This is a genomic window from Dietzia sp. HMSC21D01 (assembly GCF_001815995.1).
GTDB classification, from domain to species: domain Bacteria; phylum Actinomycetota; class Actinomycetes; order Mycobacteriales; family Mycobacteriaceae; genus Dietzia; species Dietzia cinnamea.
The window spans coordinates 1-12,047 of record NZ_KV823863.1 but is presented as its reverse complement, the minus strand read 5'-3'; the positions used below and the strand labels follow the sequence as shown (position 1 = coordinate 12,047).

Here is a 12,047-nt window from a genome sequence, read left to right as displayed (position 1 = left end):
TCGGCCGCCGACCGCCCGGCCGACGCCCCCGCCGCGTCGCAACCCGCTGCGGTGCCCCCGGCGGACGAGCCGGCCGAGAAGCAGGATGCGCCCGCAGCGGCATCGGACAAGCCTGCCGCCAAGGCGCCGGCAGAGAAGACCGAGAAGGCCCCGGCCGAGAAGATCGAGGCCGCGCCGGTTCCCGCGGGTCCGACGCCTCCGGCCAAGACGGCCAAGTTCGTGGAGAAGTTCCTCGCCCGCCACGGCGGGTCGGCGGACGTCGTCCTCCAGCCGGTCGGTCGCCGCGGCGTCCGTATCACCCTCGTGGGCGCCGACGGCGTCCTCGGGGACACGATGGTGGACTCGCTGTCCGAGGCCGAGGCCGTCCGCGACGGCATCTCCGGCCTCACCGGCTCGGACTGGACCCGCGAGCTCGTGTCGCGCACCGATGTCCCGGCGGGGCACTGGAAGCGCATGGCGGGATCGGGCGCCCTGGTCTGACCGCCCGCGCGCCGGACCCGCTCGCGGGCCGGGCGCCGAAACGCGGGAATCCGCTACTCCACCCACGGATCCGCTACCCGCACAGGGGTAGCGGATGCAGGATCGGGGTAGCGGATTCCGGCGTTCCAGGGGGTTGCGGGGCGCTGGCGCGGGCGTCGACCGACGCCCACTCCGGGGTCTGTCAGCGTCCGGCGGACGCGGGGATCCGGTCGCGGATGACCCCGGCGGCCCACAGGGCGCCGGTCACGGCGGTGATCGCGCCGGCCAGTGTCACGTGCGCCACGACGAGGACCTCCGGGACGCCGAGCTGGTACTGGGTGATGCCGATGACCGCCTGCGCGGCGATGAGCCCGATGAGAATCGCACAGCGCCGGATCGCGGGCCCCTCGGTCCGCAACGCGATGAGTCCGGCGAGCAGGCCGATGAGCAGGCAGACGTAGCCGATCATCAGCTCGGCGTGGAAATGGACGAGCCACTGGATGGGCAGCTGCAGGCGGTCGGCGGCCTCGATCCGGGCATCCCCGGCGTGGGGGCCGGCGCCGGTGACCATGGTCCCGGTCGCGAGGACGCCGGCGAGCAGGACCGCCGACAGTGCCGTGAGCCAGGCGAGCGGCCGGGGCACCACGCGCCTGGGCGGGGCGGTGTCGTCTTCTCCGATCCGGACGTACAGTACCGCCGCCACCCAGGCCAGGAGCATGGACGGCAGGAGGTGCAGCGCGACGGTCCACCACACGAGCCCGGCGAGCACGGTGATGCCGCCGATGACCGCCTGCGCGACGATGCCCAGCGGCATGGCGAGGGCGAGCATCTTCAACTCGGTGCGTCGCCCCGCCCGGAAGACCGCGAGGATCAGGGCCGCGGCCACGGCCACCAGGACGAACGTGAGGAGTCGGTTGCCGAACTCGATCGCCTGGTGGATGGCGGGCCCGGCGCCGGGCACCGGGACGAAGCTGTCCTGGTTACAGCGCGGCCAGGTCTCGCACCCGAGTCCGGAGGCGGTCACGCGGACGGTGACGCCGGTGGTCATGATGCCGATCTGGGCGATCACGTTGGCCAGGGCGATGCCCTTCTGGACCCGCAGGGACGGCATCGGCAGCCGGGAGAGCGGACCGCCAGATCCCTTCGACGCGGGCGCGGCCGGGGCTCCGGAGGTCGGGGCGTGCGATGTCGAGGTCACGGCCCCGATTCTAGGCCGCGCGGCGCCGGCCTCTGCTATCAGGTGAACGAGAAGTGACGCACGGCAAAGCCGCCGCAGACGGCGGTCCACACGGCCAGGGACAGCGCGGCCAGCGCGGGGACCCCGCCGCCGGTCGCGGTGACCAGTGCGGTGGTCAACGCGTAGGAGGGGACGACGACGAGGAGGTCGTGGACCGCGGTGGGGAGATCGACCACCCCGATCGCGAGTCCGGCCCCACCGATGAGGACGAACCAGATGAGGTTGGCCAACGCGAGGACGATCTCCGCGCGCAGGGTGCCGCCGAGGAGCAGTCCCATCGAGGAGAACGCGACCGAGCCGAGGGCGACCGCCACGGCACCGAGCGCGAGCCCGGCGGGGTCGGGACGCCATCCGAGTACGGCCGCGATGGCTCCGAGGATGACGGCCTGCCCGGCCACCAGCACCAGGGTCGCGAGCATCTTGCCCGCGATGATGACGGCCGGCGGCAGCGGGGTGCCGCCGAGGCGTTTGAGGGCGCCGTAGCGCCGGTCGAAGCCGACGGCGATAGCCTGCCCGGTGAACGCGGTCCCCATGACGGAGATTGTCAGCACCGCGGTGATCGCGTGGTCGATCCGGGGCTCGGGCACGGAGCCGAACTCGATGGCGGTGAGGCCGAACAGGATGGCGACGGGGATCACCAGAGCCACGAGCAGCTGCTCGCCGTTGCGGAGGAACAGCGCCAGTTCCATGCGGGTCTGTGCCGCGGTCATCCGGGCGACGGACGCCGGGGCGGACGGCCGGGTGAAGGTGCCGGCGGCGAAGCGGTTTCCGCTTTCGGGGGCGTGGGTCATCGCAGTTCCCGTCCGGTCAGGTCGAGGAAGACCTCCTCGAGGCTCCTGGTTCGGGTGGCCAGGGAGGTGAGCTGCACGCCGGCCCGCTCGAGCGCGGCGCACATCGCTGTCATGAGGGCGGGGGAGACGGGTCCGTGGACCTCCAGCACGCCGGCCGCGGTCCCGGCGGCGACGGTGTGCTCGTCGCCGAGGACGTCCGCGAGCAGGGACGGGGACACCTCGCCGTCGACGACGAGGGTGACCCCCTCGGCGGTTCCGGCGCGTTCGAGCTCCGCCGGGCTGCCCGAGGCGACGCGCCGCCCGTGGTCGACGATCACCACCTCGTCGGCGAGCGACGCGGCCTCGTCCATGAGGTGGGTGGTGAGCAGGACGGCCGCCCCGTCGCGACGCAGCGCGCGGACGAGGTCCCACACGGCCCGCCGTGACTGGGCGTCGAGGCCGGCGGTGGGTTCGTCGAGGAACACCAGCTCCGGCCGTCCGATCACCGCGATCGCGAGGGACAGTCGCTGCTGCTGCCCGCCGGAGAGGCGGCGGTAGGGGGTCCTAGCGTGGTCGCTGAGGCCGAGCTCGCCCAGGAGCCAGTCCGGGTCGAGGGGGTCGGCGTAGTAGGAGGCCACCAGGTGGAGCATCTCGCCGACCCTCGCGGCCGGGTAGGCGCCGCCGCCCTGCAGCATCATGCCGATGCGGCTGCGTACGCGCTGACGGTCTGTCACCGGGTCGAGGCCGAGGACGCGGACGGTTCCGGCGTCGGGACGCACGAAGCCCTCGCAGATCTCGACCGTGGTGGTCTTGCCGGCGCCGTTGGGTCCGAGCAGCGCCATGACCTGACCACGGTCGAGCCGCAGGTCCAGTCCCGCGACCGCGGTGGTGGCGCCGAACCTCTTGACGAGTCCCTCGACGTGCAGTGCGGGGGAGTCCGTCGATGAGGTCACGGATGCCGATTGTAGGCCCGCCCGGCTAGTGATACCGCAACAGCCCCGGCCACCGGAATAGGGCGATCAGCAGCACCGCGACGATCACCACCGTCGCCGCCCACGCCTGGACGGTGACGAACGGCGGCAGCCCCGCGCCGGGCGGCAGGGTGAAACAGGCGAGGACGGCGCTGACCGCGACCACGGGCACGCGGAACTCCCACCGCGACGCCCACGCCGCGAGGGGGACGAGCGCCCACAGGATGTACCAGGGATGGACCACGGGGAAGCACAGCACGATCGCCGCCATCGAGACCCCGAGCCCGCCCACCGGATCGATGCGTCCGGCCTGGACCGCGAAGAGCATGCGGACGGTGAAGGCGCCGGCGATCACGAGGGCCGCGGTCTGGACCATCACGAGGATCTGCGCGGTGTGGTCGCCCAGCCCGAGGTACTGACCGATCCCGCCGACCAGCACGCCGAGGGCGGTCGGCGGGGAGAGCCAGCTCCGCAGGGAGGTGGCGGCGCCGAGCTTGGTGACCCAGCCGAAGCCCGACGAGGTGGCGGCCATGGCCACACCGGTGGTGACGCCGGAGATGAGGACCATCACGGCCGCCGCCCGGGTCGTGGCCCGCCAGTCGCCACCCCATCGGCGGGCGAGTGCCATGCCGACGAAGCCGAGGGCGACGATGGTCGGCAACTTGACCAGAGCCGACCCGGTGATCAGGACGGTCCCCAGGACGAAGAGCGGGATCGCGCCGCGCCCGCGGCCCGCGTGGTCGACGGCGCGGAGGGACAGCACCAGGCCGACGGCCAGGAGGCCCATCATCAGGGACTCGGAGTGGATGCCGGAGACCAGGTGGAACAGCACGAGCGGGTTGGCGACCGCCAGCCACAGCGCCGCCACGTCCGACACGCCGCAGTACTCGGCCAGTCGCGGCATCGCCCAGCCCAGCATCAGGATGCCGATCACGGCCACGACTCGGTGCAGGACGGTCCCCGTCACCACGTCGTCGCCCGTGAGCGTGTGGATGGCCTTCTGTACGCCCAGGTAGAGCGGTCCGTACTGGTTGGGCGTGTCGCGCCAGATGTCGGGGACGTTGATCGTGAGCGCGTGGCCCGTCCCGAGCGCCGAGACCGGTCCGCGCTCGTAGGGGTCGTCCAGCGCGTTGCCGATGGCGCCCTGGGCGAGGTAGCTGTACACGTCCTTGCTGAACATCGGGGGCGCGAGGGCCAGCGGGAGAGCCCACGAAGCGATCACCCTGTCGAGCGTCGCCCGGTCGATGCGCCCGCTCATCCGGCCACGGCGATCGCGCCCCAGCACGTACGGGGCGAGGAGCAGCCAGCAGAGCGTCACCACGACCATCCCGGCCATGACCACCGTCATCGACGACTGCTGGAGGCGGAGCCAGAGCCCGAAGAGGCGCTCACCGGCGATAGGGTTCTGCAGCACCGGCAGCGCGCCCGCGCCGAGGGCGCCGACCGCCATAGCGACGGACGCCGTGGTGCCGATACGCCGGATGCGCCACAGTCGCGCCATCTCCGCGGACGGCGGGGAGCCGGTGTACCGCTCCTGCGCGTGGAGACGCGAGGTGACCGAGCCCGCGCCGCGTGTCGGGACGTCGCGTGCCATCGTCTCGTCCCTCCTCCACCTGGAGCTGTCGGGCATGTCGGCGCCCCGAGGGGCGCGCCCGGGGGTGGGGGAATAATTCCGAAACGAAACTGTTGCGTAATATCAGGAGGTGCGCCCCGCCCGGGCGCACAGAGCATATCCGGAAGGGAGTGGCGTATGAGCGTGCAGCACGCGATGGACAGCGGTACGCGCCCCGACACGCGCTCGACGATCCGGGAACTCCTTCTGGAACGCGGAGCGCTGACCGCGGCCGAAATCGGACGGGAACTGGGGCTCACCGCCGCAGGGGTCCGACGCCACCTGGACCACCTGGTCGAGGCCGGCGAGGTGGAGGCCACGCGCACCCGTCCGGCGGGAACCCGCGGTCGCCCGGCCAGGGCGTTCCAGGTGACGGCCACGGGCCGGAGCACCGCACGGCACGGGTACGATCACCTGGCGGTCGAGGCCCTGACGGCACTGCGGCGCATCGGCGGCGCGGAGGCGGTCTCGGAGTTCGCCCGCGAGCGGGTGCGCTCGGTCATCGGACACGTCCGACCGGCCGAGGGGGCCCATGACGTCGAGCGCGCCGCGACCGACATCGCCGTGGCGCTGTCGAAGGCGGGCTACGCGTCCTCCGTGGAAGACGCCGGGAGGGGGCTGCAGATCTGTCAGCACCACTGCCCGGTGTGGAACGTCGCCTCCCGGTTCCCCGAACTCTGCGAGGCCGAGCAGGAGGTGGTGTCCGAGATAGTGGGCACCCACGTCCAGCGTCTCGCGACCATCGCGGGCGGTAACTGCGCCTGCACCACGAACATCCCGACCGGGACCGTGACCGCGGAGAATCTCGCGGCCACGATCCCCGCACCGGCCGGCGCATCCGCGTCGGCACCGACCGCCGAAAGGACAGTGCGATGACCATCACCCCCGATCAGGTGACGGCCGACGTCACCGAGCCGACCACCGATGAGGAGCGGATCGCCTCCATCGGCCAGTACAACTACGGCTGGCACGACTCGGACGATGCCGGTGCCGCCGCGCAGCGAGGCCTGTCCGAGGCGGTCGTGCGTGACATCTCCGCCAAGAAGAACGAGTCCGAGTGGATGCTCGACAAGCGTCTCAAGGCTCTGAAGATCTTCGACAAGAAGCCGATGCCCAAGTGGGGCTCGGACCTGTCCGGGATCGACTTCGACAACATCAAGTACTTCGTCCGCTCCACGGAGAAGCAAGCCACCAGCTGGGAGGACCTGCCCGAGGACATCAAGAACACCTACGACAAGCTCGGCATCCCCGAGGCCGAGAAGCAGCGGCTCGTGGCCGGCGTGGCCGCGCAGTACGAGTCCGAGGTGGTCTACCACCAGATCCGCGAGGACCTGGAGAGCCAGGGTGTCATCTTCATGGACACCGACACCGCGCTCAAGGAGCACCCGGAGTTCTTCGAGGAGTACTTCGGCTCGGTCATCCCGTCCGGGGACAACAAGTTCTCCGCCCTGAACACGGCGGTGTGGTCCGGCGGCTCGTTCATCTACGTCCCCAAGGGCGTTCACGTGGACATCCCGCTGCAGGCCTACTTCCGCATCAACACGGAGAACATGGGCCAGTTCGAGCGGACGCTGATCATCGTCGACGAGGACGCCTACGTCCACTACGTCGAGGGCTGCACGGCGCCGATCTACAAGTCGGACTCCCTGCACTCCGCGGTCGTCGAGATCATCGTCAAGAAGGGCGGCCGCTGCCGCTACACGACCATCCAGAACTGGTCGAACAACGTCTACAACCTCGTGACCAAGCGCGCCCGCGCCGAAGAGGGCGCGACCATGGAGTGGATCGACGGCAACATCGGCTCCAAGGTCACCATGAAGTACCCGGCCGTGTGGCTGACCGGTGAGCACGCCAAGGGCGAGGTGCTCTCTGTGGCGTTCGCCGGCGAGGGCCAGCACCAGGACACCGGCTCCAAGATGCTGCACCTGGCGCCCAACACCTCGTCGAACATCGTCTCCAAGTCGGTGGCGCGTGGCGGTGGACGCTCGGCGTACCGCGGCCTGATCCAGATCAACCCCGGCGCCAAGGGCTCCAAGTCCAACGTCGAGTGCGACGCCCTGCTCGTGGACAACATCAGCCGGTCCGACACCTACCCCTACATCGACATCCGCGAGGACGACGTCACGCTGGGGCACGAGGCCACGGTCTCCAAGGTGAGCCAGGACCAGCTGTTCTACCTCATGAGCCGCGGCCTGGCCGAGGAAGAGGCGATGGCCATGATCGTCCGCGGCTTCGTCGAGCCGATCGCCAAGGAGCTCCCCATGGAGTACGCGCTCGAGCTCAACCGCCTGATCGAACTGCAGATGGAAGGATCGGTGGGCTGACCCCATGACCGACACGACCACCCCCGAGACAGGGTCCGCCCCGGCCCCCCTCACGGACCGCTACGGCGTCCCCGTCGACGCGACGAAGGGTGACCAGTTCACCTCGTACGACGTCGGCGCGTTCGAGGTCCCCAGCCACAAGGACGAGATCTGGCGGTTCACCCCGCTACGTCGCCTGCGCGGTCTCCACGACGGCTCCAACGTCACCGCGACCGGTCGACTGACGGCGTCCGTCGGAGAGCGCGAGGGCCTCACCGTCGAGACCGTCGCGATGGACGACAAGCGCGTCGGCGAGGCCGGGGCCCCCCGCGACCGCGTGGCCGCGCAGGCGTTCAGTTCGGCCACCGAGGCCTCGGTCATCACCGTGGCCAAGGAGGTCGTGCTCGACGAGCCCGTGTACGTCACCGTCGACGGCCCAGGCGAGGGCGAGCTGGCTTACGGCCACACCCAGGTCCGCCTCGAGCCGTTCGCCAACGCGACCTTCGTCGTGGACCAGCGCGGTGGCGGCACGATCGCCGAGAACGTCGAGTTCATCGTGGGCGACTCCGCCCACCTCGAGGTCGTCCTCATCCAGGACTGGGACGACGACGCCCTGCACCTGGCCGGACACCACCTGCAGGTCGGTCGCGACGCGACGCTGACCTACACCACGGTGACGTTCGGCGGCGAGGTCGTGCGTGTCTCCCCGTTCGCGCGGTTCACCGCGCCCGGCGGCACGGTCACGCTCAACGGCCTGTACTACGCCGACGACGGGCAGCACCTCGAGCACCGCCTGCTGGTCGACCACTCCGTGCCCAACTGCACCTCACGCATCCTGTACAAGGGCGCGCTGCAGGGGGACGCCTCGTCGAACCTCCCGGACGCGCACACCGTCTGGATCGGCGACGTCCTCATCCGGGCGGCGGCGCTGGGCACCGACACGTACGAGATGAACCGCAACCTCGTGCTCACCGACGGCGCCCGCGCCGACTCGGTGCCGAACCTCGAGATCGAGACCGGCGAGATCGCCGGTGCCGGCCACGCCAGCGCCGTCGGCCGGTTCGACGAGGAGCACCTGTTCTACCTGATGTCGCGGGGCATCCCCGAGGACGTCGCCCGACGCCTCGTCGTCCGCGGGTTCTTCGGCGAGGTGATCAACCGCATCGGCGTGCCCGAGGTGCGCGAGCGGGTCACCGAGGCCGTCGAGCTGGAGCTGCAGTCCTCCGGCATCTGACCGAGCCCGCAAGCCCCCGATCATCCCCGAAGACTTCTCACACAGATTGCGAGCACATCAATGACCACTCTCGAGATCAAGGGCCTGACGGCCCGCGTCGCCGCGACCGAGGACTCACCCGAGACCGTCGAGATCCTCAAGGGCGTCGACCTCACCATCGAGTCGGGCCAGACCCACGCCATCATGGGCCCGAACGGCTCCGGCAAGTCGACCCTGGCCTATGTCATCGCCGGTCACCCCAAGTACGAGGTCACCGGCGGCACCGTGACCCTGGACGGCGAGGACGTGCTGTCCATGGAGGTCGACGAGCGGGCCCGCGCCGGCCTGTTCCTGGCCATGCAGTACCCCACCGAGATCCCCGGCGTCTCCACCGCCAACTTCCTGCGCACCGCGGCCACCGCCGTCCGTGGCGAGGCCCCCAAGCTGCGCCACTGGGTCAAGGAGGTCAAGGAGGCCATGTCCGACCTCGACTTCGACCCCGCGTTCTCCGAGCGCAGCGTCAACGAGGGCTTCTCCGGCGGTGAGAAGAAGCGCCACGAGATCCTCCAGCTCGACCTGCTCAAGCCGAAGGTCGCCGTGCTCGACGAGACCGACTCCGGCCTCGACGTCGACGCGCTGCGCGTCGTCTCCGAGGGTGTCAACCGCTACAAGGCGGAGGAGAACGGCGGCATCCTGCTCATCACGCACTACACCCGGATCCTCCAGTACATCAAGCCCGACACCGTCCACGTGTTCGTCGACGGCCGCATCGCCGCCTCCGGTGGCGCCGAGCTGGCTGACGAGCTCGAGGCGAACGGGTACGAGAAGTACCTGACGCCCGCCACCGCCTGATCGGAACAGCTGGGAGAACATGACCTCGACCCTCGACCTGACAGCAGTCCGCGCGGATTTCCCCATCCTGTCGCGGACGGTCCGTGACGGAAAGCCCCTGGTCTACCTCGACTCCGGGGCGACGTCGCAGCGCCCGACCCCGGTGCTCGACGCCGAGCGGGACTTCCTCCTGCACTCCAACGCCGCGGTCCACCGTGGCGCGCACCAGCTCGCGGAGGAGGCCACGGACGCCTACGAGGGCGCCCGCGCCGACATCGCGCGGTTCGTCGGGGCCGACGTGGACGAGCTGGTCTTCACCAAGAACGCGACCGAGGGGCTCAACCTCGTGGCGTTCGCCCTGGGGGACCAGCGGTTCGGCGAGCACGCCGTCGGCCCCGGCGACGAGGTCGTCATCAGCGAGCTCGAGCACCACGCGAACCTGGTGCCGTGGCAGGAGCTGTGCCGGCGTACCGGCGCGACCCTCCGCTGGTACGGCGTGACCGACGACGGGCGTATCGACCTCGACTCACTCGAGCTCACCGACGCCGTGAAGGTCGTCGCCGTGACGCACCAGTCCAACGTGACCGGCGCGGTCACCGACGTGGCCCGCGTGGTCGAGTCGGCCCGGAAGGTCGGCGCCCTGGTCGTCCTGGACGCCTGCCAGTCGGTCCCGCACATGACCGTGGACTTCCACGATCTGGGCGTCGACTTCGCGGCCTTCTCCGGCCACAAGATGCTCGGCCCCACCGGCATCGGCGTCCTCTACGGACGTCGCGCGCTGCTGCACGCGATGCCGCCCGTGCTCACCGGGGGGTCGATGATCTCCACCGTGACGATGGAGGAGACGACGTTCGCCGAGCCGCCGCAGCGGTTCGAGGCGGGCGTGCCCATGGTCTCGCAGGCGGTCGGCCTGGCCGCGGCCGTGCGCTACCTCGAAGCGGTGGGGATGGAGACCATCGCCCGCCACGAGGAGGCGCTCACCGTGGCCGCCCTCGAGGCGCTGCAGCAGATCCCGGGTGTCCGGATCGTCGGACCGACGGACATGGTCTCCCGCGGCGGCGCGGTCTCCTTCGTCGTGGACGGCATCCACGCCCACGACGTGAGCCAGGTGCTCGACGACGACGGCGTCGCCGTGCGGGTGGGACACCACTGCGCGTGGCCGCTGCACCGGCGTCTCGGCGTCCAGTCCACGGTGCGGGCGTCGTTCGCGCTGTACAACACTCTCGACGAGGTCGAGACGTTGGCCCGGTCCCTGCGCCGTGCCCAGGAGTTCTTCGAAGTCGACGGGGGTGGTCTGAAGTGAAACTCGAGCAGATGTACCAGGAGGTCATCCTCGACCACTACCGTCACCCGCACCACAGCGGGCTGCGGGAACCCTTCGGCGCCGAGGTGCACCACGTCAACCCGACGTGCGGTGACGAGCTGACGCTGCGGTTGCGCTTGTCCGAGGATCTGGCCACCGTGGAGGATGTGTCCTACGACGCACAGGGGTGCTCGATCAGCCAGGCGTCGACCTCGATGATGGCCGACCTCCTGGTGGGCCGACGGGTCGAGGAGTCGCTGGAGATCGTCGACGCCTTCCAGACGATGATCTCCTCCCGCGGCCAGGACGAGGGCGACGAGGAGGTCCTCGACGACGCCGTGGCCCTGGCCGGGGTGTCGCGGTACCCCGCGCGGGTCAAGTGCGCCCTGCTGGGCTGGATGGCGTTCAAGGACGCCCTCGGCCGACAGACCGAACACCATCAGGAGTGATGTGACATGACCGAGCAGATGACACCTGCCAACGATCCGACGGTCGACGACCCCATGTCGGCCGCCGAGAACGACACGCCCGCGGGCACCGCGTACAACGGGGAGTTCCGCCCGGACCCCAACCGGCCCGAGCAGTCGGAGGAGGACCTCGCGCTGGTCGCCGACATCGAGGAGGCCATGCGTGACGTAGTCGACCCCGAGCTGGGCATCAACGTCGTCGACCTGGGTCTGGTCTACGACATCTGGGTCCGCCCCGGCGAGACGGAGGGTTCGACGATCGCGCGCATCGACATGACCCTGACGTCGGCGGCCTGCCCGCTCACCGACGTGATCGAGGACCAGGCCCGCTCCGCGACCATCGGGGCCGACCTCGTCAACGAACTCGAGCTCAACTGGGTCTGGATGCCGCCGTGGGGCCCCCAGATGATCACCGACGAGGGCCGAGAGCAGCTGAGGGCCATCGGCTTCACCGTGTAGTCCGCCTCGCGGCGATCACCGCCGGCTCACTGCGAGCCGACTCGCGCCCGCTCCGTGTCCACGGGGCGGGCGCTCTGGTCATGTCACCGGGCCGCCGCGGAACCGCGATCACCGCCCCAGGACCGCGGCCACCATCCCGACCTTGTCGCGCACGGGCATGCTCACCCACATCCCCCACATCGCGGCAGCGACCTGGTACGAGGGGCTCGCCCCGTCGAGGAACCACCGCTGGCGGCGGCCGTCGAGGCGCCCGAACGCCGCGAACAGCGCCCGGAGGGTCCGGTCGTCCGCGCGGAGTAGCGCCCGCAGGCCAACACCGTGAAGGGTCGTGCTCAGGGGGGACCGCGGCACGGGAAGCGGGTAGCCCGCGCCGAGCGCGAGGACGGCCGCGGGGACGGCCGCGAGCATCGCGGCCACCGAAT

12 protein-coding genes and 1 pseudogene are annotated in these 12,047 nt (G+C 70.7%); 8 read left to right on the top strand and 5 right to left on the bottom strand.

Annotated features, from left to right (window positions below; all coding sequences use genetic code 11):
- Positions 1–480: hypothetical protein (locus HMPREF3086_RS06645; protein WP_246830925.1), on the top strand; the 480-nt coding region annotated here is incomplete at its 5' end.
- A gap of 181 nt (positions 481–661) precedes the next feature.
- On the opposite strand, the gene HMPREF3086_RS06640 is transcribed toward HMPREF3086_RS06645, so the two are convergent.
- The 4 genes from HMPREF3086_RS06640 to mptB all read right to left on the bottom strand — a co-directional run bounded on the left by HMPREF3086_RS06640 (position 662) and on the right by mptB (position 5,031).
- Positions 662–1,570, bottom strand: a complete 909-nt coding sequence (locus HMPREF3086_RS06640) for a COX15/CtaA family protein (protein ID WP_070720873.1) — start codon at positions 1,568–1,570, stop codon at positions 662–664.
- A 125-nt stretch (positions 1,571–1,695) separates the two neighbouring features.
- Complete coding sequence (locus tag HMPREF3086_RS06635; RefSeq protein ID WP_070720869.1) at positions 1,696–2,487, bottom strand: ABC transporter permease; 792 nt, start codon at positions 2,485–2,487, stop codon at positions 1,696–1,698.
- Positions 2,484–3,419, bottom strand: a complete 936-nt coding sequence (locus tag HMPREF3086_RS06630; RefSeq protein WP_070720866.1) for an ABC transporter ATP-binding protein — start codon at positions 3,417–3,419, stop codon at positions 2,484–2,486. The genes HMPREF3086_RS06635 and HMPREF3086_RS06630 overlap by 4 nt, the downstream gene beginning before the upstream one ends.
- A 25-nt stretch (positions 3,420–3,444) precedes the next feature.
- Complete coding sequence (gene mptB / locus HMPREF3086_RS06625; RefSeq protein ID WP_070720863.1) at positions 3,445–5,031, bottom strand: polyprenol phosphomannose-dependent alpha 1,6 mannosyltransferase MptB; 1,587 nt, start codon at positions 5,029–5,031, stop codon at positions 3,445–3,447.
- 156 nt (positions 5,032–5,187) lie between these two features.
- On the opposite strand from mptB, the gene HMPREF3086_RS06620 reads away from it, so the two are divergent.
- Genes HMPREF3086_RS06620 through HMPREF3086_RS06590 form a run of 7 tightly spaced genes read left to right on the top strand, consistent with a single transcriptional unit; the run spans position 5,188 to position 11,625 of the window.
- Complete coding sequence (locus tag HMPREF3086_RS06620) at positions 5,188–5,925, top strand: helix-turn-helix transcriptional regulator (RefSeq protein WP_070720859.1); 738 nt, start codon at positions 5,188–5,190, stop codon at positions 5,923–5,925.
- Positions 5,922–7,373 carry a Fe-S cluster assembly protein SufB gene (gene sufB / locus HMPREF3086_RS06615; protein ID WP_007626485.1) on the top strand — a complete coding sequence of 484 codons (1,452 nt, stop codon included), beginning with the start codon at positions 5,922–5,924 and terminating at the stop codon, positions 7,371–7,373. The genes HMPREF3086_RS06620 and sufB overlap by 4 nt, the downstream gene beginning before the upstream one ends.
- Before the next feature lie 4 nt (positions 7,374–7,377).
- On the top strand, positions 7,378–8,586 hold the full coding sequence (gene sufD, locus HMPREF3086_RS06610) for a Fe-S cluster assembly protein SufD (RefSeq protein WP_061229200.1): 1,209 nt from the start codon (positions 7,378–7,380) through the stop codon (positions 8,584–8,586).
- Positions 8,587–8,646: 60 nt separating this feature from the next.
- Positions 8,647–9,417, top strand: coding sequence for a Fe-S cluster assembly ATPase SufC (gene sufC, locus HMPREF3086_RS06605; RefSeq protein ID WP_070720856.1), 771 nt, complete (start codon positions 8,647–8,649; stop codon positions 9,415–9,417).
- A 19-nt stretch (positions 9,418–9,436) separates the two neighbouring features.
- Entirely contained in the window at positions 9,437–10,699 is a 1,263-nt protein-coding gene (locus HMPREF3086_RS06600; protein WP_070720853.1) for a cysteine desulfurase, read from the top strand.
- A complete protein-coding gene (gene sufU / locus HMPREF3086_RS06595) occupies positions 10,696–11,148 on the top strand; it encodes a Fe-S cluster assembly sulfur transfer protein SufU (protein WP_070720845.1) in 453 nt (150 codons plus the stop codon). The genes HMPREF3086_RS06600 and sufU overlap by 4 nt, the downstream gene beginning before the upstream one ends.
- Positions 11,149–11,154: 6 nt before the next feature.
- Positions 11,155–11,625, top strand: a complete 471-nt coding sequence (locus HMPREF3086_RS06590) for a metal-sulfur cluster assembly factor (RefSeq protein ID WP_070720842.1) — start codon at positions 11,155–11,157, stop codon at positions 11,623–11,625.
- 108 nt (positions 11,626–11,733) lie between these two features.
- Here the strand turns inward: HMPREF3086_RS06590 and HMPREF3086_RS06585 are convergent.
- Positions 11,734–12,047: pseudogene (locus HMPREF3086_RS06585) on the bottom strand (lycopene cyclase); the annotation flags it as partial.

Coding starts and splice junctions, on each gene's coding strand:
- HMPREF3086_RS06640 (WP_070720873.1), bottom strand. CDS start 1,570: ATGCCGTCCCTGCGGGTCCAGAAGGGCATCGCCCTGGCCAACGTGATC.
- HMPREF3086_RS06635 (WP_070720869.1), bottom strand. CDS start 2,487: ATGACCCACGCCCCCGAAAGCGGAAACCGCTTCGCCGCCGGCACCTTC.
- mptB (WP_070720863.1), bottom strand. CDS start 5,031: ATGGCACGCGACGTCCCGACACGCGGCGCGGGCTCGGTCACCTCGCGT.
- HMPREF3086_RS06620 (WP_070720859.1), top strand. CDS start 5,188: ATGAGCGTGCAGCACGCGATGGACAGCGGTACGCGCCCCGACACGCGC.
- sufB (WP_007626485.1), top strand. CDS start 5,922: ATGACCATCACCCCCGATCAGGTGACGGCCGACGTCACCGAGCCGACC.
- sufD (WP_061229200.1), top strand. CDS start 7,378: ATGACCGACACGACCACCCCCGAGACAGGGTCCGCCCCGGCCCCCCTC.
- sufC (WP_070720856.1), top strand. CDS start 8,647: ATGACCACTCTCGAGATCAAGGGCCTGACGGCCCGCGTCGCCGCGACC.
- HMPREF3086_RS06600 (WP_070720853.1), top strand. CDS start 9,437: ATGACCTCGACCCTCGACCTGACAGCAGTCCGCGCGGATTTCCCCATC.
- HMPREF3086_RS06590 (WP_070720842.1), top strand. CDS start 11,155: ATGACCGAGCAGATGACACCTGCCAACGATCCGACGGTCGACGACCCC.